Origin of the sequence: Pseudoalteromonas sp. Xi13, assembly GCF_003952205.1 — a bacterium.
Taxonomy (GTDB): domain Bacteria; phylum Pseudomonadota; class Gammaproteobacteria; order Enterobacterales; family Alteromonadaceae; genus Pseudoalteromonas; species Pseudoalteromonas atlantica.
In genome coordinates this window covers 2904400-2924526 of the sequence record NZ_CP034439.1, presented here as the reverse complement: position 1 = coordinate 2924526, position 20127 = coordinate 2904400, and the positions used below count along the sequence as shown (strand labels likewise).

The 20127-nt window shown below is 42.0% G+C and carries 20 protein-coding genes; 10 read left to right on the top strand and 10 right to left on the bottom strand.

Annotated elements, in window-relative coordinates; translation table 11 throughout:
- The first annotated feature begins 70 nt into the window (after positions 1-70).
- The 7 genes from EJ103_RS13145 to EJ103_RS13115 all read left to right on the top strand — a co-directional run bounded on the left by EJ103_RS13145 (position 71) and on the right by EJ103_RS13115 (position 8197).
- Positions 71-733: a peroxiredoxin-like family protein gene (locus tag EJ103_RS13145; protein WP_126008041.1), complete on the top strand. Its 663-nt coding sequence runs from the start codon at positions 71-73 to the stop codon at positions 731-733.
- A gap of 178 nt (positions 734-911) precedes the next feature.
- Complete coding sequence (gene epd / locus EJ103_RS13140; protein ID WP_126008039.1) at positions 912-1922, top strand: erythrose-4-phosphate dehydrogenase; 1011 nt, start codon at positions 912-914, stop codon at positions 1920-1922.
- Positions 1923-1985: 63 nt separating this feature from the next.
- Positions 1986-3161 (top strand): phosphoglycerate kinase, encoded by a 1176-nt coding sequence (locus EJ103_RS13135; RefSeq protein ID WP_004586081.1) that lies wholly within the window; start codon positions 1986-1988, stop codon positions 3159-3161.
- Positions 3162-3363: 202 nt separating this feature from the next.
- Entirely contained in the window at positions 3364-4428 is a 1065-nt protein-coding gene (gene fba, locus EJ103_RS13130; protein WP_004586082.1) for a class II fructose-bisphosphate aldolase, read from the top strand.
- A 632-nt stretch (positions 4429-5060) separates the two neighbouring features.
- On the top strand, positions 5061-5750 hold the full coding sequence (gene phoB / locus EJ103_RS13125; protein ID WP_004586083.1) for a phosphate regulon transcriptional regulator PhoB: 690 nt from the start codon (positions 5061-5063) through the stop codon (positions 5748-5750).
- 58 nt (positions 5751-5808) lie between these two features.
- Entirely contained in the window at positions 5809-7116 is a 1308-nt protein-coding gene (gene phoR, locus EJ103_RS13120; protein ID WP_004586084.1) for a phosphate regulon sensor histidine kinase PhoR, read from the top strand.
- 115 nt (positions 7117-7231) lie between these two features.
- The gene (locus EJ103_RS13115) at positions 7232-8197 is read left to right on the top strand and encodes a phosphate ABC transporter substrate-binding protein PstS family protein (RefSeq protein WP_004586085.1); all 966 of its coding nucleotides are present in this window, start codon (positions 7232-7234) and stop codon (positions 8195-8197) included.
- A gap of 92 nt (positions 8198-8289) precedes the next feature.
- Here the strand turns inward: EJ103_RS13115 and EJ103_RS13110 are convergent, their stop codons facing one another.
- The 8 genes from EJ103_RS13110 to sfsA form a co-directional block, all read right to left on the bottom strand.
- A complete protein-coding gene (locus EJ103_RS13110) occupies positions 8290-8526 on the bottom strand; it encodes a hypothetical protein (protein WP_126008037.1) in 237 nt (78 codons plus the stop codon).
- A gap of 30 nt (positions 8527-8556) precedes the next feature.
- Complete coding sequence (gene panC, locus EJ103_RS13105) at positions 8557-9405, bottom strand: pantoate--beta-alanine ligase (protein WP_004586087.1); 849 nt, start codon at positions 9403-9405, stop codon at positions 8557-8559.
- Positions 9405-10199 carry a 3-methyl-2-oxobutanoate hydroxymethyltransferase gene (gene panB, locus EJ103_RS13100; RefSeq protein ID WP_054982771.1) on the bottom strand — a complete coding sequence of 265 codons (795 nt, stop codon included), beginning with the start codon at positions 10197-10199 and terminating at the stop codon, positions 9405-9407. The genes panC and panB overlap by 1 nt, the downstream gene beginning before the upstream one ends.
- Positions 10200-10229: 30 nt before the next feature.
- On the bottom strand, positions 10230-10715 hold the full coding sequence (folK, locus tag EJ103_RS13095; protein WP_029773910.1) for a 2-amino-4-hydroxy-6-hydroxymethyldihydropteridine diphosphokinase: 486 nt from the start codon (positions 10713-10715) through the stop codon (positions 10230-10232).
- 4 nt (positions 10716-10719) lie between these two features.
- Entirely contained in the window at positions 10720-12069 is a 1350-nt protein-coding gene (pcnB, locus tag EJ103_RS13090) for a polynucleotide adenylyltransferase PcnB (RefSeq protein WP_171036107.1), read from the bottom strand.
- Positions 12070-12285: 216 nt separating this feature from the next.
- Positions 12286-13230: a tRNA glutamyl-Q(34) synthetase GluQRS gene (gene gluQRS / locus EJ103_RS13085; RefSeq protein WP_126008036.1), complete on the bottom strand. Its 945-nt coding sequence runs from the start codon at positions 13228-13230 to the stop codon at positions 12286-12288.
- Positions 13231-13246: 16 nt separating this feature from the next.
- Positions 13247-13690 (bottom strand): RNA polymerase-binding protein DksA, encoded by a 444-nt coding sequence (gene dksA, locus EJ103_RS13080; protein ID WP_004586092.1) that lies wholly within the window; start codon positions 13688-13690, stop codon positions 13247-13249.
- Between the two features lie 226 nt (positions 13691-13916).
- Positions 13917-14633, bottom strand: coding sequence for a DNA/RNA nuclease SfsA (gene sfsA / locus EJ103_RS13075; protein ID WP_126008034.1), 717 nt, complete (start codon positions 14631-14633; stop codon positions 13917-13919).
- A gap of 120 nt (positions 14634-14753) precedes the next feature.
- Between sfsA and pepB the strand changes: the two genes are divergently transcribed.
- Entirely contained in the window at positions 14754-16049 is a 1296-nt protein-coding gene (gene pepB / locus EJ103_RS13070; protein ID WP_126008032.1) for an aminopeptidase PepB, read from the top strand.
- 182 nt (positions 16050-16231) lie between these two features.
- Complete coding sequence (locus tag EJ103_RS13065; protein ID WP_004586095.1) at positions 16232-16798, top strand: phosphoribosyltransferase family protein; 567 nt, start codon at positions 16232-16234, stop codon at positions 16796-16798.
- A 143-nt stretch (positions 16799-16941) separates the two neighbouring features.
- Here EJ103_RS13065 and EJ103_RS13060 read toward each other — a convergent pair whose 3' ends face one another.
- Positions 16942-17598 (bottom strand): Crp/Fnr family transcriptional regulator, encoded by a 657-nt coding sequence (locus EJ103_RS13060; RefSeq protein ID WP_004586096.1) that lies wholly within the window; start codon positions 17596-17598, stop codon positions 16942-16944.
- Positions 17599-18078: 480 nt separating this feature from the next.
- Between EJ103_RS13060 and EJ103_RS13055 the strand changes: the two genes are divergently transcribed.
- Entirely contained in the window at positions 18079-18321 is a 243-nt protein-coding gene (locus EJ103_RS13055) for a YgjV family protein (RefSeq protein ID WP_024033185.1), read from the top strand.
- Positions 18322-18339: 18 nt separating this feature from the next.
- Here EJ103_RS13055 and EJ103_RS13050 read toward each other — a convergent pair whose 3' ends face one another.
- Positions 18340-20016 (bottom strand): amidohydrolase, encoded by a 1677-nt coding sequence (locus tag EJ103_RS13050; RefSeq protein ID WP_126008030.1) that lies wholly within the window; start codon positions 20014-20016, stop codon positions 18340-18342.
- Positions 20017-20127: the final 111 nt, after the last annotated feature.

Below are 20127 nucleotides of genomic sequence, written 5' to 3'. Positions count from 1 at the left end.
TTCATTTCAAATACATGTTCGTACTGTAAGCTAGTTTTATGTTTTTGATTAATTTGAGGGTAGCAGTATTATGAGCGATGAAAGTAACACGTTAAAAGCACAAACCGAGGCAAAAGTAGCAGCAGGGCGAAAAGGTAACCCTGATTTTATGAAAGGCGTTGATGAAACCATTGCTCAGGCAAAAGCGTTTCAAGAAGGGGCAAATGCACTTAATTTAGATCAAAATGCCCCACGCTTTGAACTGCCGAACCAGCACGGTGAGCAAGTTTTATTAGATGAGCTACTTGCAAAAGGGCCTGTGGTTATAACTTTTTATCGTGGTAGTTGGTGCCCTTATTGTAATTTACAGCTAAAAGCATTGCAGTCACGCCTACCTGAAATTCACGCATTAGGCGCACAGCTGGTGGCTATTAGCCCACAAGCGCCCGATGGCTCAATGAGCGAAAACGACATACGTAATATGGATTTTGTCGTGCTGAGTGACCAAAATGCAGATGTAGCAGAAAGCTATGGCGTTGCGTGGCAAGTACCTGCATTTTTATTAGATCATATGCGCGAAGACCGCGGCCTTGATTTAGAGTCGCTTAATAACGGCAACGGCAGTATTTTACCTATCCCTGCCACGTTTGTTTTAGATAGCGAAGGTAAAGTGACGTGGCGCTATGTCGATGTTGATTACCGCACCCGCTCAGAGCCGCAAGATATAATTAATGCTTTAAAAGCACTACAGTAAGCAATAAAGCAAGCTCGCTTTATGCCTAAAAGTAGCCAAGTAAATTAGCTACTTTTGGGTTAATTTAAAGTTTCTAATCGCTCCCTCTTATAATAATGTTCAAGGTCGATTACAATACAGCCATCTAAAAGGCATCGATGCCTTTGTCTGCACGTAAAGAGAGTGGATTTTATATTTCATGGCAATCAAACTTGCAATTAATGGTTTTGGTCGTATTGGTCGAAATATTGTCCGCGCGTTGTACGAGTCAGGTTTGAGCAACGAGATAAAAATTGTTGCGATTAACGAACTTGCTGACCCTGAAGCTATTGCTCATTTATTAAAATACGACACGTCCCACGGTCGTTTTTCTTTTCCTGTAAAACTTGGTGAAGACACCATTAGCGTTGCAGGCGATACCATTGCACTATTTTGTGAAGAAAACCCAGTAGAATTGCCTTGGCAAACCCTAGATGTAGATGTTGTGCTTGAATGTACCGGTGTTTATCACTCGCGCGAGCATGCACAATTACACATTACTGCGGGTGCTAAAAAGGTGTTGTTTTCGCACCCAGCTGATAACGATGTAGATGCCACCATTGTGTATGGCATTAACGACGATGAGCTCAAACACGAGCACACTATTGTATCTAACGGCTCGTGTACTACAAACTGTGTGGTGCCTGTTATTAAAGTGCTAGATGATGCGTTTGGCATTGAATCGGGTGCTATTACCACTATTCACGCGTCGATGAACGATCAACAAGTGATTGATGCGTACCATCATGATTTACGTCGTACCCGCGCTGCGAGTCAGTCTATTATTCCGGTTGATACAAAATTAGCACGAGGAATAGACCGCATTTTACCCAAATTTGAAGGGCGCTTTGAAGCCATTGCGGTTCGCGTGCCGACAATTAACGTAACGGCAATGGATTTAAGTGTTACAGTAAATGCCGATGTAGATTTAAAGGCGGTAAATACGGCACTTAAAGCCCAAGCAAAAGACCGCTTAGAAGGTATATTAAGTTACACCGAAGAGCCATTGGTATCGGTTGATTTTAATCACGACCCACATTCTTGTATTATTGATGGCACGCAGACACGTGTTAGTCACAAACGCCTGATAAAGTTACTTGTTTGGTGTGATAACGAATGGGGTTTTGCCAATCGCATGCTAGATACAGCACGTGCGATGATGGCTAAGTAAACATTTTATAATAATTTTAAAATTTATTTTTCAGGTTCAAGTATCGTTAACTAAGGAGATGTTATGTCGGTCATAAAAATGGCAGATTTAGATTTAAACGGCAAGCGCGTATTAATTCGTGAAGATTTAAATGTACCAGTTAAAGCAGGTAAAGTGACCTCAGATGCACGTATTCGTGCTGCACTACCTACTATTAAGCTAGCTCTTGAAAAAGGCGCTAAAGTAATGGTTATGTCGCACCTTGGCCGCCCTACGGAAGGCGAGTACGATGACGAATTTTCACTTGCCCCTGTAGCCGATTACCTAAACGACGCACTTGAGCAAAATGTCCGCCTTGAAAAAGATTACTTAAACGGCGTTGAAGTTGCCGATAACGAAGTAGTTGTATTTGAAAACGTACGATTTAATAAAGGCGAGAAGAAAAACGACGAAGCCTTATCAAAACAACTTGCTGCCCTGTGTGATGTGTATGTAATGGATGCATTTGGCACCGCTCACCGCGCACAAGCGTCTACTCATGGCGTTGGCTTATTTGCAGATGTTGCCTGTGCTGGCCCGTTATTATCAGCAGAACTTGAAGCACTAGGTAAAGCACTAGATAACCCAGCACGCCCATTAGTGGCTATTGTAGGTGGTTCTAAAGTATCAACTAAATTAACTGTTTTAGACTCGCTTTCAACGATTGTAGATCAGCTTGTAACAGGTGGCGGTATTGCTAATACCTTTATTGCAGCTGCGGGTCATCCGGTTGGTAAATCACTTTATGAAGCTGATTTAATGGATGAAGCAAATCGTTTATGTGCAGCAGCTAAAGCAAACGATGGTGAAATTCCGGTACCGACCGATGTTGTAGTAGGTAATGAATTTTCAGACTCTGCAGTCGCTACGCTTAAAGATGTAAGCGAAGTAACAAGCGATGACATGATTTTTGATATTGGCCCTGATACAGCCAGCCAGCTTGCAAAAATTATTGCAAACGCCGGTACTGTTGTATGGAATGGCCCAGTTGGCGTATTTGAGTTTGATCAGTTTGGTAATGGTACACGTGCTATTGCCCAGGCAATTGCTAACTCTAATGCGTTTTCGATTGCAGGCGGTGGTGACACTTTAGCGGCAATTGATAAATACGGCATTGCCGATAAAGTATCTTACATTTCTACCGGTGGTGGTGCGTTCTTAGAGTTTTTAGAAGGCAAAAAACTTCCAGCAGTAGAAATGCTAGAGTCGCGCGCTAAATAATAAATTTTAGCCGCATTTGGTGAGGGGAAACCCTCACCAACGATTAATTATTAAATACCTCTCACCCTTATTTAATAGTTAATTAAGACAAAACTAAGCAGTGTAAATTGCTTTATTTTGTGGCGCAGTGATTGCGTCAAACTAACATATCCGTTCAAACTAGATGGCAGGAGACTGCTGTCGATAAATTGGAGAATACCCAATGGCTTTAATCAGTATGCGACAACTTTTAGATCATGCAGCTGAACACGGTTACGGCGTTCCAGCCTTTAACGTGAATAACCAAGAGCAAATGCGCGCAATAATGGAAGCGGCTGATAAAACAAACAGCCCAGTAATTGTTCAAGGATCAGCAGGCGCACGTGCTTATGCTGGTGCTCCATTTATCCGCCACATGATTTTAGCAGCCGTTGAAGAATGGCCGCACATTCCAGTAGTAATGCACCAAGATCACGGTACCTCACCCGGTGTTTGCCAACGCTCAATTCAACTTGGCTTTTCATCAGTTATGATGGATGGCTCATTAATGACTGACGGAAAAACCCCATCAAGCTACGAATATAATGTAGAAGTAACACGCGAAACCGTGGCTATGGCACATGCTTGTGGTGTATCGGTAGAGGGCGAGCTAGGTGTACTTGGCTCACTTGAAACCGGTGAAGCGGGCGAAGAAGATGGTGTAGGCGCAGAAGGTAAACTAACTACTGATCAAATGCTTACCGACCCAGAAGAAGCCGCTGATTTTGTAAATAAAACCCATGTTGATGCCTTGGCAATTGCTTGTGGTACATCGCACGGTGCGTACAAATTTACGCGCCCACCCACAGATGACATTTTAGCGATTGATCGTATTAAAGAAATTCACGCACGTATCCCGAACACGCACTTAGTAATGCACGGATCGTCGTCTGTACCACAAGAGTGGTTAGAGATCATAAATCAATACGGTGGCGAAATTCCTGAAACGTACGGTGTACCTGTTGAGCAAATTGTAGAAGGGATCAAATACGGTGTACGTAAAGTAAATATTGATACCGATTTACGCCTGGCCTCTACCGGTGCTATTCGCCGTCATATGGCGCTTAACCCATCTAACTTCGATCCGCGTAAATACCTAGCAGAAGCAACTAAAGCAATGACAGAGATTTGTGTTGCGCGTTACAACGCGTTTGGTACAGCTGGTCAAGCAGGTAAAATTAAGCCAATTTCACTTGATGACATGCACCTTAAATATTTAAGTGGTGAGTTAGACCCACAAATTAAATAATGATCTTTGATTAAAAATACCTTTATAAAAACCAGCTGGCGTAATCCAGCTGGTTTTTTTATACCGCAAAGCACTGGGATCACTGTTGTACCAACTTAATAAAATGGGATCACTGATTTACTAACCGCCCCGCATTTGGATCATTTATTTACCAACTAGCGCATAAATTTACGCCACGTTAGGCGCTCAATCAATCAGATCGTTTTTTATTTGTACAATAGATCAGGTGCTTAGTTGTTTGACTAAGTATAACCGTGATCCCAAACCCGATCGGCTTAGTAAAAATCTGATCTTTTTATAGGCTGCTTAGTAAAAAACAGATCTATTTTTAACCACGTAATGACATCTTCCAGTGCAAACTCAGTTTCGTACCTGGTTTTTTACTGTGTTAGTTAAGTAATGATCCCGCCATGAATATCTACTTAGAAATAAAACTGTCATATTTTTGTAAATATGTTTTGATTAACCGTAATTTGCAAAATAGTTTTAAAAATATGACGTTAATGAGGTTTTTTGTCACTATTTTGTGTTTTTTTTATCAGGATTTTAATTTACACGTTACACTTTCATAAAAATGTCATACTTAGTCATAATAATGAAAACTAATTCGATAGCGTAAGAGATAATTTGGAATGTCACGTAAAGTACTAGTCGTAGATGATGAAGCTCCTATCAGAGAGATGTTAGTTTTTGTTTTAGAGCAAAATGGATTTCAAGCAATTGAAGCAGAAGATTACGATTCTGCAATTGCAGCTATGGTTGAACCATACCCAGATATGGTTTTACTCGATTGGATGTTACCAGGCGGTAGCGGTATTCAAATTGCTAAGCAATTTAAGCAAAGTGAATACACACGCCAAATTCCAATCATTATGCTTACAGCCCGCGGCGAAGAAGAAGACAAAGTACGCGGCCTAGAAGTAGGGGCAGATGACTACGTCACTAAACCTTTTTCTCCTAAAGAGTTAATGGCTCGTATTAAAGCGGTTATTCGCCGTGTATCGCCTACCTCATTAGAAGAAGCTATAGAAGTACATGGCTTGCGTTTAGACCCAATATCGCACCGCGTTACCTCAGAGGGAAGCGAGCTTGATATGGGCCCAACCGAATTTAGATTATTACATTTTTTTATGACTCACCCAGAGCGTGTTTATAGCCGTGAGCAACTGCTTGACCATGTTTGGGGAACTAATGTGTACGTAGAAGACCGTACAGTTGATGTGCACATACGTCGTTTACGCAAAGCGATTGCACCGCTGGGGCATGATCGCTTAGTACAAACAGTACGTGGTGCAGGTTATCGTTTTTCTAGTAAATTATAAGGTACCGCAGCTAGGGTGTGAGTACGCATAAATTACTACTCAAAGGTAAAGTGAGTATATGTATCGAGTTATTAATAAACAGGCGTTAGTAAAACGTCTGTTTATCTATTTTTTACCCCTGTTATTAGTTGGTGTGCTTATTGGTGCACCTTTTTTGCTTTTATTTTTAGGCACTTCTTCTCTTTTAGTCTGGCATTATCATCAACTTTATCGCTTAAGCGATTGGCTTTTAAATCAACGTAGCTTTAACCCACCAGAGGGCGAGGGTGCGTGGGAACAAGTATTTGAAGGCATTTATCATTTACAGCACCGTAATCGTAAAAAACGCAATGAATTGGCCGATTTAATTCGTCGCTTTCGCGATGGAGCTGAAGCCGTACCCGATGCCGTAGTGGTGTTGCAAAGTGATTTAAGCATTGTTTGGTGTAACCAACTTGCACTTAAAGTATTGGGGCTACAATGGCCGACCGATCATGGCCAGCGCCTAGATAACCTAATACGCGAACCTAAATTTGCCAAGTACATGCTGCGCGGTGAATTTGAAGAGCCATTAGAGCTTGATAACGGGCATATTGTTGACCAAGTGCTTGAATTTAGGGTAATGCCCTATGCCAACACGCAGCTTATGGTGGTAGTACGTGATGTAACACGCCTAAAGCAGCTAGAGCAAATGCGCAAAGACTTTGTTGCCAATGTATCACATGAGCTGCGCACGCCGCTTACGGTTGTTACTGGCTACCTTGAGATGATGGATGGCGATATGATGCCACCGCCTGCAATGTGGAATAAAGCGCAAAATACCATGCTTGAGCAATGTAAGCGTATGGACAGCTTAGTTAATCAGCTTTTATCTCTTTCGCGTATTGAGGGGGCGCGCAGGCAAGACAACGACAAAGCCATTAATGTGCCGCAAATGCTCAACTACATTAAAACCGAAGCGCAGTCTATAAACCAAGACAAAGGCCATGAGCTTATTTTTGATATAGATAATGAGCTTGATATTAAAGGCTCTGAAGATGAGCTACGCAGTGCGTTCTCTAATTTAGTGTTTAACGCTATACATTACACTAAAGCGGGCGGAAAAATTGTTGTTACCTGGCAGCGTAAAGAGGGGCTTGCGCACTTTAGTGTAAATGATAATGGCGATGGTATTGCACCAGAGCATATAAATCGTTTAACTGAGCGCTTTTACCGCGTAGATAAAGCAAGGAGTCGCACAACCGGTGGCTCAGGTTTAGGCTTAGCAATTACTAAACATGTGCTTACACGTCACGATAGCAAATTAAATATAAGCAGTGAGCTTGGTAAAGGCTCGTGTTTTTCTTTCGACTTTTCAAAGGATAAGCTTGTTAACTTAGCAAGTTAAGGGCAATAAAAAGCAAAGTCATAAAAGTGTCATTTAAGAGTAATGTAACTGTCATCTACTCACTTTACAGTAGACGACAGTTAGGAAATGGGACGAACAAATCGGAGAACCCCGCATGAAATTTAAAAACTTAGTTGCCGCAATGGGTGTGGCTGTTACAACATTAGTATCTGCACAGGCTGTTGCTCTTGACGACGCAATTCCTGAATATCAAAAAATTAACGGCGTTTCAGGTAACTTTTCATCTGTAGGCTCTGATACTTTAGCTAACATGATGACTTTTTGGGCTGAAGAGTACAAACGTATTTACCCAAATGTAAATATTCAAATTCAAGCGGCAGGTTCGTCTACTGCTCCACCAGCGCTTACTGAAGGCACCTCTAACATGGGTCCTATGAGCCGTAAAATGAAATCAAAAGAAATCGAAGCGTTCGAAAAACGCTACGGTTACAAGCCTACAGAAGTGCGTGTAGCGATTGATGCATTAGCGGTATTTGTACACAAAGATAACCCAATTGAAGGCTTACGTATTGACCAAGTAGATGCTATTTTTTCATCTACTCGTAAATGTGGTGCGTCTGAGCAAGTTAACCGCTGGAGCGATGTTGGCCTAACAGGGGACTGGGCTGCAAAAGACATCCAATTATACGGACGTAACTCTGTATCAGGTACTTACGGTTACTTTAAAAAGAAAGCACTGTGTAAAGGTGACTTTCGTAACAACGTAAATGAGCAACCAGGTTCAGCCTCTGTTGTACAATCAATCTCATCGTCATTAAACGCGATTGGTTACTCAGGCATTGGTTACAAAACGTCGGGTGTACGTACGGTTCCTTTATCTAAAAAAGGCACTAACTACGTAGATGCAACGCTTGATAATGTTGCTAAAGGTAAATACCCACTTTCTCGTTTCTTATACGTTTACGTGAACAAGCACCCTAATAAGCCGCTTTCTCCAATTGAAGCTGAGTTCTTAAAAATGGTACTTTCTAAAGACGGTCAAAAAATCGTTGAAAAAGATGGTTACGTACCACTATCTGCTAAGTTAGTAGAAGCAGAGCTTAAAAAGTTAGGTTTATAATTTAAGCCCAACCAATAAAAAAACCGCTCAATGAGCGGTTTTTTTGTGTGTAAAATTTTAAAACGTAAAACAGACTAACTTACTAAAAGCGATTACAGATCAGTCAGCTTTTGCGCTTGTGCTTTACACTGATTATAGCTCTCTACACATTTGGCAGAGCACACTTGCTGTTTTAACCCTTTGTCAACCGATTGCTGATCGCAACTATTTTCGCACTGATAGTTTTGTTGTGCGCATTGGTTTAACTCAGGGTTTTTCACTTGATTTTGGCAAGCTGCTAACAATGAAAATGAAAGGGCGAGGGCACTCGTTTTAATAAATGTTTGCATGCTTATCCTTAACGTTGAACTGCGCTTTTGTTAAATCTCAACTTGTAAGTTGTCGATTAATCTAACATTGCCTAAAAAGGCGGCAGCTAAAATAACAAGTTGTGTATCATCAAGTGTAGCAGCTTTTAATGTATCTCGTTGAGCTATCTCAAAATAATCAGGCTTTAAGCCGGCTTGCTCTAAACTAAGCTGTGCGCTTTGCTCAAGTGCTTTGTAATCGGTATTGCCTGCTTTGAGCTGCTCAGCGCAACTGTTTAGTGTTTTAAATAATGCGGTAGCCGTGGCTTTTTGCTCTGCAGATAAATAGCCATTTCGCGAGCTCATAGCTAGGCCTGAAACTTCACGCATGGTCGGTACACCAACAATTTCAACCGGAATTGATAAATCGCGTACCATGGTTTTAATCACTTGCAGCTGCTGAAAGTCTTTTTCGCCAAAGCATGCATAATCTGGTTGTACTAAATTAAATAACTTAGTCACTACTGTGGCAACGCCTCTAAAGTGTCCTGGGCGCGTGCCGCCACAATACCCCATAGATACGCCTGGTACATCTACAAAGCTTTGCTCACCAAGCCCATTTGGGTAAATGGTGTCTACGCTTGGGGTAAACACAATATCGGTGTTTAAGTCGGCTAAGCCTTGTTTGTCTTCGTTTAATGTACGCGGGTAGCTATCTAAATCTTCGTTGGCACCAAATTGCATTGGGTTGACAAAAATACTCACAACCACTTTATCGGCCATTGTTTTTGCCTTTTCAACCAATGAAAAGTGGCCGCGGTGCAAGTTGCCCATGGTTGGCACTAAAGCCACGCTTAAACCTGCTTGGCGCCAAGCTTTAATTTGACTACGTAATGATTTAATTTCAGTAATTGACTGCATTATTTAAACTCATGTTCGGCGCTTGGAAATGCGCCACTTTTAACGTCTGAACAATATTTTTTAACTGCATCTGGCATGTTGCCAGTTTCCAGTAAAAAGTTTTTAGAAAATTTAGGAATGTACCCTGCCGAAATACCGACTAAGTCGTGCATTACCAGTATTTGGCCATCCGTTACATTACCAGCGCCAATACCTATGGTAGGAATGGTGACGGCATCGGTAATGCGTTTAGCGAGCGCACTTGGGATACACTCAAGCACTAATAATTGGGCACCTGCGGCTTCTAGCGCTTTTGCATCATCAATCATTTTTTGTGCTTTGTCGTCTTCGCGGCCTTGAATTTTAAAGCCACCAAATACGTGTACTGATTGCGGCGTTAATCCTAAATGGCCACAAACTGGAATACCTTGCTGCGTTAAACTTTTAATGCTGTCGTAAAGCCATTCACCGCCTTCAAGTTTTACCATATTAGCGCCTGCACGCATTAACTCTGCTGCATTTTTACAGGTGTCGCTAACGTTTGAATAGCTCATAAAGGGCATATCGGCTATAACAAAAAGCTCACGGCTGCCACCGCGTACACAGCGGGTATGATAGGCTATATCTTGATTGGTTACGCCTAGGGTATCGTCGCCACCTTGCAGCACCATGCCCAAAGAGTCGCCAACTAAAATAACGTCCACACCGTTATCATGAAATAACTTAGCAAAACTGGCATCGTAAGCGGTTAATGCGGTGATTTTGTTATTTTCTGCTTTCATTTTATTTAAAGTAGAAACGGTTATTTTAGACATAATATCCTCGCAGGCATAAGCCTTGGTTAATTACAGAGGTAATTGTTGTAAGTCGTTGAGCGGTAAGTCTTGCGCAATGGTTTTTAATGCAATGCCGCTTGGTAAAATCAGTTCTGGGGCAAGCTCAAGTAAAGGGTAAACTACAAACTCACGTTCGCACAGGCCATAATGTGGCACAGTTAAGCGCTGGGTATTAATCACTTGCTGACCAAACAGTAAGGTATCTATATCGAGCGTACGCGGCCCCCAACGTTCGGCTTTTCTTACCCGCCCATGTTCAAGCTCTATGGCTTGAGTTAAATCAAGTAATTGCTCAGGTTCAAGCGCGGTTTTAATACACGCTACGGCATTTACATAGTCGGGTTGATCTTGTGGGCCCATTGGTTTACTTGCATAGTAATGCGATACACTTATAAATTCACAATGAGGCAGCTTTTTAAGCGCACAAACGGCGTTATCAAGCTGCTCTTTGGGTGAGTTTAGGTTGGCACCTAAACCCAAATATACACACTGCATGCAATTACTCAGCTGGCTTTTTAGTGGTGCGGCGGCGCGGACGTTTACGTGGTTTTGGCCCACCTTGGTGGCCTAGGTTTTTTACCATTTCTTTTTGGCCATTAATATCTAGGCTCAAGTATTGTGTCCACCACTGGGCAAGCTCACTATGTTGGTGCTCACCGGCATCAACACGTAATAATAAAAAGTCATAAGCGGCTTTAAATCGTGGCTGCTGGGTAAGTCTGTAAGCGCGTTGGCCGGCACGTTTATCTAAACGTTGCTGTATATGCCAAATGTCGCGTGCGCCTAAGGTAAAGCGTTTAGGTACTGCAATATGCTGGGCATTTTCGCTCAGTACTTTATTCATGGCTTGAGCAAAGGCATCAAAGTAAGACAGCTGTTCTTGTTGTTTAATTTTAGTTGTGCGCTCAAGCAGCGGAAACCACATTAAAGCAGCAAATATAAACGCAGGCGTTACTTTTTTATCTGCATTTATGCGTTTATCGGTGTTTTGAAACATTTGCTGAATAAACGCCGCTTCTAAGCCGTCAGGGTTTTTATCTAAAATTTTATCAAGCACCGGAAATAACGACTTAAATAAGCCGTATTGGCGTAGCATTAAATAGTTAGCTTCGGCTTTACCGTTTAAAAACAGCTTTAGAACTTCTTCAAATAAACGCGCTGGCGGTATGTTATCAAGTAGGCTGGCAAGCGCAGTAATTGGCTTTTCGCTTTTTGGCGCTATGCTCATATCAAGCTTAGTTGCAAAGCGTACCGCACGTAGCATACGTACAGGGTCTTCGCGGTAGCGTGTTTCTGGGTCGCCAATTAACTCAATTTGTTTTGCTTGTATAGCCGCTAAGCCATTGGCGTAATCGTATATACAAAAATCGTTAATAGAGTAATACAGCGCGTTGATAGAAAAATCACGGCGCTCGGCGTCTTCTTCAATGCTACCAAACACGTTATCGCGCAGTAACTGCCCGTGCTCGCTTGATTGGCTAATTTGGTTTTTGTCTTCTTGCGCTTCGTGGTGCCCGCGCATGGTGGCTACTTCTATAATTTCGCGACCAAAAACAATATGTGCTAAGCGAAAACGACGACCAATTAGGCGGCAATTTCTAAATAGTTTTTTAACTTGCTCTGGGGTGGCATTGGTAACAACGTCAAAGTCTTTTGGTTGTTGACCTAACAATATATCGCGAATACAACCACCTACAAGGTAAGCGTCGTAACCACCGTCTTTTAAACGGTAAAGTACTTTGATTGCATTTGGGCTAAATTGTTTACGTGAAATACCATGTTCGCCGCGTGTTACAACAACCGGTTCATCACTTGTTTGAGTGCTTTGCACATCGGCATTTGGGCCGATTATTTGCCTGCAAAATTGAAAAAGCTTGGAAATAATAATCTGTCTCCTACAGAAATGATGATTGGCTGGTCATCGCAATCAAAAAGCACATAAATTAGGTATTATAGTGCGGTGCTTTGTATTTATTGTAAATAGCCTCTATTTAGGCGGCTATCATATACCAGCGCGGTATAAAAATTAAGTTGATGGACTGAAATTAAGCCGTTTTTAAGTTTTTTATTTGCTTAAATGCGTAAATTTAGTGCTGTTTGGATGCTGACCTTGCGAAATTTGAATTTCGGGTATGTTTGGCACCGCTGTTAAGCTAAATTCGTTAATAGCCCACGCCATTAATTGCTCTACAGATAAATCATTCAATTGGCTATGCACAGGTAAGTTTAAAAATTCAAACGCATCGATAAGCGCGGGTTTTGGGTTATCTGTGCTAATAGCGGGCGCATAATTTTGTTTAGAGAGTTTAAAACCAGGCTCGGCCACCGCAAGGGGTAAATGTGCGTATTGGGGAATGGGCGCATTAAGCTGTTTAAATAAACTTATTTGCCGTGCTGTAGGCTCGATTAAATCGGCGCCACGTACCACACGATTAATACCTTGCTCAATGTCATCAATAACCACCACTAGTTGGTAGGCAAATAATCCGTCACTGCGCTTTATTATGTAATCTTCATGGGCTAATGCACTATTTACAGTAATATCGCCTTGAATCAAATCGTTAAAATGGCATGTTGGGTGCTGTTGGCTAAGACGAAGTGCGCCTTGCTCTGTTGATAAGTTAAGCGTTTTGCAGTGACCTTGGTAAATGCCACCCATGGCTTTTATTTGTTTGCGAGAACAGCGACAACCATATACACATTGTTGGTGGATCAGCTTATTTGTTAGCTCTTGATAAAGAGGTAGGCGCTGAGTTTGATAAACAACGGATTCGTCCCAGTAAAGGCCGTAGGCTTGTAAGGTATTTAGAATATGGGTGTCGGCATTTTTAACCACGCGGGTGGTGTCTATATCTTCAATGCGCACTAACCATTTACCCTGATTTACTTTAGCATCAAGGTAGCTGCCCACAGCCGCCACAAGTGAGCCAAAGTGAAGTGGCCCAGAAGGAGACGGTGCAAATCGACCGCGATAGTCACGCTTTGGCGTGGTAACGGCTGTAGGAGGCATAGTTAACTAATTTTAATTAACCGCGCCCAGCTTGTTTTTCTTTAATTTCTGCAAGGGTTTTACAGTCTACGCATAAATCTGCAGTTGGACGCGCCTCTAAACGACGAATACCAATTTCGATTCCGCATGACTCACAAAAGCCAAAATCATCTTCTTTAATTAAGATAATTGTTTTTTCAATTTTTTTGATCAGTTTACGTTCGCGGTCGCGAGTACGAAGTTCTAAAGAGAACTCTTCTTCTTGCGCAGCGCGGTCAACTGGATCAGGAAAGTTGGCAGCTTCGTCTTGCATATGCGATTTCGTGCGGTCAACTTCATTACGTAAGTCGTTACGCCACGCTTCTAAAATCGCTTTAAAATGAGCACGTTGTGCTTCATTCATATACTCTTCGCCCGGCTTTTCTTGGTATGGTTCTAAACCGGCTTGAGCCAATAAACCATGTCTTTGTTGGTCTGGCATAACTCTCTCCTAAATCCTTAATTTAATGCCTCAGCATTAGCCGGCGGTATAAATAGCAGAATCTTATACCCTAGGCAAATTTATTTTTTAATTAATCGAATTAGCTTCAACCAGTGTGTTGACTAAAAAGGCTCATATTTTGATTTTGATGCTTTATTAATCGTTATTTCGGTATTTAAACTTGCCTAGTTATATGGGCATAAAGTTTAAAAGCAAGTTAAATTTTTTATTTAAAGGCTACTTTCTCATTAAGCGTTACTTCACTTGGTGAAATAGATGCCTTATAAGCGTATACCTCCACGCCTTTTTTGATCGCGTGGTTTAATAAGTCGCTGTATTTTTTATCTATGTGGCTTGCTGCACTCACAATATTAATACCTTGGTGCAAAACAGCGAACAGTAATACTGCGCGGTGGCCTTGTTCGATCATTTCTATTAATTCGCGAATGTGTTTTTGCCCACGCACGGTTTGCGCATCCGGAAAGTAACCTTGCCCACTTTGTGGTGCGGTTTCGCTTAACAAGGTGACTGACTTTACCTCTACATAGCAAGTGGGTTTATTGTCGCTGGTGAGCAAAAAGTCGATACGGCTGTTTTCGCTGCCGTATTTTACTTCACTTTGAAGCTGCTCATACCCGTTAAGCTCTGTAATAACCTGGTTGTTGATAGCCTCTTCGACCACTTTATTTGCCACGGCGGTATTAACGCATATTAACTGCGAGAGGGAGTTTTGAGTGAGCTCTAACGACTGAGGGTATTTTCGTTTACTGTTATCGCTGGTTGAATAATAAGCGCTAAAGCCAGGCTCTGCGCAACCTGTCATTTTACCGGTGTTGGCGCAGTGGGCGGTAAATTCAGTTCCATCGTTAAGTTGGAGGTCGGCTAAAAAGCGTTTATAGCGTTTTAATAACGTGGCGGGCTGTAAAGCTGGGGTGTATTTCATTTAAATTCCAATGCTAAACGCTGCAGATGCGTTGGTTTATGTTATTTATCTCAAGCTGTTGGGAACTTGTACTCACTATAGTAAACTCGGTGGCACATTTAAGTGTAAGGGTATTCTAACATGAGTGAAAAATTTGTTGTTCAACTAAGCGAGCAAGCAGCACCAAGCCATTGGGGCGAAAACGCGGCGTTGTCTTTTAACGAGCAAGGCGCAACGGTTCATTTATCTGAGCAAGAAACATTAAAAAATGTTCAAAAAGCGGCGCGAACAATTGCAAGCCAAGGTGTTAAACAGGTTGAGCTTGCGGGCGATACATGGTGCACAGAAAGCCAATGGGCTTTTTACCAAGGGTTTGTAACACCTAAATCATTACATGGTGTTGAATTTGTTGATAACGCACAATCAGATCTAAACGAGCTTGCGCATTTAAAAGCCTCAGCTACGTGGGCACGAGAAATGGTAAACGGCACAGCCGATGACATTTACCCTGAGAGCCTTGCTGAAAAAGCCGCCGAATTTATTCAATCGTTAGCGCCTGAACACGTAAGCTACCAAATTATTAAAGGCGATGCGTTATTAGAGCAACAGTGGATTGGTATTCATGCTGTAGGCCGTGGCTCTGAGCGCCCACCTGTTTTACTTGAGCTTGATTACAACCCAACAGGCGATCAAAGCGCACCGGTAAGCGCAGCGCTTGTAGGTAAAGGTATTACGTTTGACTCTGGCGGTTACTCAATTAAATCTAGCGAAGGTATGCTAGGAATGAAGTGCGATATGGGTGGCGCGGCAACGGTAACAGCGGGTTTAGCACTGGCTATTAATCGCGGTATAGAAAAACGCATTAAGCTATTTTTATGCTGTGCAGAGAACTTAATTTCGGGCCACGCTTACAAGCTAGGTGATATTTTAACCTACAAAAATGGCACAACCGTTGAAATTGTAAACACCGATGCTGAAGGGCGTTTAGTGCTTGCTGATGGCCTAATGGCTGCAGGCGAAACTGGCGCAGAGCTAATTATCGATGCGGCAACACTAACCGGTGCTGCACTCGTTGCTGTAGGTCAAGAGTACAACGCATTATTTGCCCTTGATAAAGAGCTGGTACGCGAAGTAGAAGACTTTGCATCGCAAGAAATGGAAGCTGCATGGCCTCTTCCGCTTGAAAAATGGCACCAGCAAAACTGCCCATCTCCATATGCTGATACGGCAAATAGCCGCGCTCAAAAAGGTGGCGGTTACGGCGGCGCATCAAATGCAGCAGGCTTTTTATCTCGCTTTGTACCAAACGATGGTAAAGGTTGGGTACACATTGATTTAGCTGCAGCATTTAATATGGGTAGCACTAGCCAATGGGCTGCAGGTGCAACTACGCAAGGTATGCGCACAGTGGCACGTACATTGTTAGAAAAAGCTTAATAGTACGTAACTAGGCGTTTAATACATAAAATAGGCACCAATTGGTGCCTATTTTGCTATTTGCAGGCAAGCAATTTATTTTTATTTACGGTAAAATCCTTCGCCAATACCTGTTTGGGTGTTTAATTATTGGCTAAAGTGCCTACACTCAAATGTTATACTCACCACTGGGGTTCTAAACTATGTCAGATAAGTGCTACATCACAGCTCAACAGCTACTTGAAGATTCATTCCGCGTAGCGGCACAAGTTTATAAAGATGGCTTTCGTCCAGACTTTATAATTGGTATTTGGCGAGGTGGTGCACCTATTGGTATTGCTGTGCAAGAATACTACGATTACAAAGGCATTGAGACTGATCACATTGCGGTGCGTACGTCGTCTTATTACGGTATTGGCAAGCAATCTAAAGAAATAAAAGTACACGGCCTACACTACATTGTAGAAAACGCTAATGCAGGTGACTCACTGCTTATTGTTGATGATGTGTTTGATTCTGGCCGCAGTATATTTGCACTAAAAGAAAAGCTTTCTGAGCTTATGCGCTTAAACTTACCACGCGATATTCGTGTGGCATGTCCGTACTATAAGCCTAAAAACTCAAAAGTAGAGATGGTGCCAGATTACTTTATTCATGAGTCAGAAGAGTGGTTAGTGTTCCCGCATGAGTTATCGGGTTTAACGCCAGATGAAATAATTGAAGGTAAATCTGATTTAGTAAATATCCAAGATATTTTATTAGATAAGTAATTGCCTAAGCGTTAAGTAGGAGTTTATTTGCGCGGGGGCATGTTTGTGTACTCGTTTTAAATAAATGATTGCTATAGCACAGTGCTAATAAATACCACAAAAACTAAAAAAGGCCATTACGGCCTTTTTTTGTGTCTGTTTTTTTACAGCTGCGCAAAACTGTCTACGTAATCACTTAAACTTTGAGTATCGACCGCTTTTAGCCCATGGGAGCTGCGCTGCACTAAGCCTTTTTCAACAAGCTCGGTAACTACGCGACGATAAGCTCGCTCAGTGGTTGCAAAGCGCTCTGCTTCGGCGTTAACGGTTGGGTATGCGCGCAGTAGCGTTGGGTTATTGTTCTCGGCGCGTAGTAAGCAGTCTTTAGCTATGTTGTAGCTTAAAGGCAGCAGTAACTTATCTAAATTAATTTTTTGGTTTTCTTGAAACTTAGCCGCAATGGTTTGCGCGGTATATAAGCTCAGCTCTGGCTTTTCGAGTAGTAATGCTCGCCAGTGGCGAAGCTCTATTAAATTATAGGTTACATCGCTAAAACAGGTGACCGTATAAATACATGGGTTATTGTTTAATGCTTCTATTTCACCAATTAGGGTGTTGTTGCAATCTAATTGGCCCAATAATAGGCGGCGTCCGTTACCTACGTCATAACTAAATGAAATAGTACCGCTGCGCACCAGCACAAGTTTACTAAGTGGTTGATCTTGGTGGATCAGCACTTCTTTTTTTGATTGTTGATAGCTACTCCCTGCAAAAGTGAGTAATTGTTCAACAAGGTAACTAGAAAAATGGTATTGAAACATCAATATGCTCTTCGGACAATTGTCCTATTTATTACACCTTAATGACGATATTATTAAGGCTCTAAGAATTTACGCTAACTTGCTACTGTATTTAGCCTTGCTAAGTACGTAATACCTTCATTTCCCGTGTAATGATTTAGGAAGCTATTGGCTACAACCAATATACTTTTTAAGGTTTTTTAAGCAAGTTAGTTTTTTTATTTTATACCAATCAGCCTAATTAAGTGATCAATTTTAAGGCTAGGAAAACGGGTTGATAGCTAGGCAAAAAATTCGCTATTTAGTCGTTCTCGGCAATTGCTCCTGCATTGCTCTGCATTCATGCAGTCGTAAATGAGTATTTTTTAACGCAGGTAGCGACACGTTTAGCCCCACAAAATGATTGGGTATTATTGCGCATTGGTATTAAACGTTGTAACACTGACAAGTGCCACACGTTAGCATTAGCGTAATGCTAACCTAAAGGGTAGGAGAGAACAATTGAGTTGGGAATATTTAGGTTATATTGCATCAGCTTTCTTGGTTGCATCGTTAACAATGACCGATGTAGTAAAACTGCGTTGGTATAATATGTTTGGTTGTATTGTATTTACTATTTACGGTGTGGCTATTGGTGCAGTGCCTGTTGCGTTTACTAATGGCTTATTAGCGCTGGTAAATATGTACCATATTATAAAGCTCTACCGACAGCCTAAAGTTAATATTGAAAAAGGGAATGCATAAGCATTCCCTTTTTTAGGCTTAATCTATTTTCTCTTCTTCGATTTCTTTTTCATAGCGTAATTCTCCAGCTACCCAAGTTTGTAAAACCTGTGTTTTATAAATCTCATCGACAGGAGCTTTAAAATAGTCTTTGTCTATTAAAATAAAGTCTGCCCATTTTCCGTTTTCTAAGCTGCCTATTTTAAACTCTTGGTGCGCTGCATACGCGCCGCCGAGTGTAAACGCTCTTAGGGCTTGTTCGCGGCTTAGCACTTCGCTTGCGCGCCAGCCGTTCTCAGGCAGCATATTATGATCCATACGGGTAATGGCTGAATACAAGCCATCAAAAGGGTTTGCCAGCTCTACTGGGTAGTCAGAGCCTGCTGCAATCACAGAGCCTTGCTTTAAAAATGTTTGCCATGCATATGCGCCTTGTAATTGGTTATCGGTTAAGCGCTGCTGAGCCATATGCATATCTGAGGTGGCATGCACAGGCTGCATAGATGGAATGATTTTAAGAGCTTTAAAACGCGGAATGTCATCAGGGGTGACTATTTGCGCGTGTTCAATACGGTTACGCAGTAACATACCGCCCGTTTGCTTAAACACGTTTTGATACGCATCAAGTACCACTTTATTTGCCTTATCACCAATTGCATGAGTGTTGGCGCTAAAGCCATTTTTAAAGCTTAAAGTAAATAATTCTTCAAGCTTAGCTTGGGTTTCTAGCATTAGGCCGTGGTGGTTTTTTCTATCTGCGTAGTCATCAATTAGCGCAGCCCCGCGCGAGCCTAATGCGCCATCGGCATATACTTTTACACTGCGGATAGACATAAACGATGCTGCATCTTGATAGCGCCCTGCCTTAAGCATGTGCTTTAAATCGGGGCTAGCAGCACTTAGCATGGCGACTATTCTTAGTGGCAAATTACCTTGCTCGCTGCGCTCTTTGTAAACTTCCCAGGTGGTTTTATCGATACCGGCATCGTGAGTAGAGGTAATGCCTAAGCTTAATAAATGTGCGCCTGCGGCATCTAACGAGTCGCTTATAGCTTGTTTTGAAGGAGCGCTCATATGCTGGGTAATTAACGACTCGGCCTTATCAACAAAAATACCGGTTGGATTCCCAAATTCATCTTTAATAATCTCGCCGCCGTCAGGGGCTTGAGTGGCTGCGGTAATACCGGCCAGCTCTAAGGCTTTGCTGTTAACCCAAATTGCATGGCTGTCAACGCGCGAAAGTACCACTGGACGGTCATTGACTACTTTGTCTAAGTCTTTGGCGGTAGGAAAGCGCGTGTCGCTCCACAGCTCTTGGTTCCAGCCTCGCCCTAATATCCAGCCTTGTTTATTTTTCGCAAATTGTTCTAGCTTTGTGGTTATTTCAGCGACCGATTTAGCGCCGCGTACATCAAGTTGCGATAAGTTATCACCAAGGCCAATTACATGCCCGTGAGCGTCAATCAACCCTGGCAGTAACGTATTACCTTTGGCATCAATAAGTTTGGCATCAGGAAAAATGTTTTTAAGCGTATCATCTCCAGTTTTAACAACTTTACCGTTTTTAATCACTAAAGTAGAAAACGTTTGTATACCACCTTGGTATAAGGGAGTGTAACCATTAGCGTTGTAAATGACCTGCGTTTGCGCAATCGCAGTGCTGCTTACAAATAAGCCGGCAAGCAGTAGTGGGTTAAATAGTTTTTTGAGTTGCATAAGTTGGTTATTTTTTATTGTTAGTAAAATAACACTAGCAAACTCACTTTTAGAATACCAATATGTTGAGGTAGATAGCTTAAAAGCGTAAGGGCTGTTAAAAATTTAGCG

Coding starts and splice junctions, on each gene's coding strand:
- phoB (WP_004586083.1), top strand. CDS start 5,061: ATGTCACGTAAAGTACTAGTCGTAGATGATGAAGCTCCTATCAGAGAG.
- folK (WP_029773910.1), bottom strand. CDS start 10,715: ATGCAGTGTGTATATTTGGGTTTAGGTGCCAACCTAAACTCACCCAAA.
- EJ103_RS13115 (WP_004586085.1), top strand. CDS start 7,232: ATGAAATTTAAAAACTTAGTTGCCGCAATGGGTGTGGCTGTTACAACA.
- gluQRS (WP_126008036.1), bottom strand. CDS start 13,230: ATGCCTCCTACAGCCGTTACCACGCCAAAGCGTGACTATCGCGGTCGA.
- EJ103_RS13110 (WP_126008037.1), bottom strand. CDS start 8,526: ATGCAAACATTTATTAAAACGAGTGCCCTCGCCCTTTCATTTTCATTG.
- EJ103_RS13135 (WP_004586081.1), top strand. CDS start 1,986: ATGTCGGTCATAAAAATGGCAGATTTAGATTTAAACGGCAAGCGCGTA.
- EJ103_RS13050 (WP_126008030.1), bottom strand. CDS start 20,016: ATGCAACTCAAAAAACTATTTAACCCACTACTGCTTGCCGGCTTATTT.
- phoR (WP_004586084.1), top strand. CDS start 5,809: ATGTATCGAGTTATTAATAAACAGGCGTTAGTAAAACGTCTGTTTATC.
- pepB (WP_126008032.1), top strand. CDS start 14,754: ATGAGTGAAAAATTTGTTGTTCAACTAAGCGAGCAAGCAGCACCAAGC.
- EJ103_RS13060 (WP_004586096.1), bottom strand. CDS start 17,598: ATGTTTCAATACCATTTTTCTAGTTACCTTGTTGAACAATTACTCACT.
- dksA (WP_004586092.1), bottom strand. CDS start 13,690: ATGCCAGACCAACAAAGACATGGTTTATTGGCTCAAGCCGGTTTAGAA.
- sfsA (WP_126008034.1), bottom strand. CDS start 14,633: ATGAAATACACCCCAGCTTTACAGCCCGCCACGTTATTAAAACGCTAT.
- panB (WP_054982771.1), bottom strand. CDS start 10,199: ATGTCTAAAATAACCGTTTCTACTTTAAATAAAATGAAAGCAGAAAAT.
- EJ103_RS13145 (WP_126008041.1), top strand. CDS start 71: ATGAGCGATGAAAGTAACACGTTAAAAGCACAAACCGAGGCAAAAGTA.
- EJ103_RS13065 (WP_004586095.1), top strand. CDS start 16,232: ATGTCAGATAAGTGCTACATCACAGCTCAACAGCTACTTGAAGATTCA.
- fba (WP_004586082.1), top strand. CDS start 3,364: ATGGCTTTAATCAGTATGCGACAACTTTTAGATCATGCAGCTGAACAC.
- panC (WP_004586087.1), bottom strand. CDS start 9,405: ATGCAGTCAATTACTGAAATTAAATCATTACGTAGTCAAATTAAAGCT.
- epd (WP_126008039.1), top strand. CDS start 912: ATGGCAATCAAACTTGCAATTAATGGTTTTGGTCGTATTGGTCGAAAT.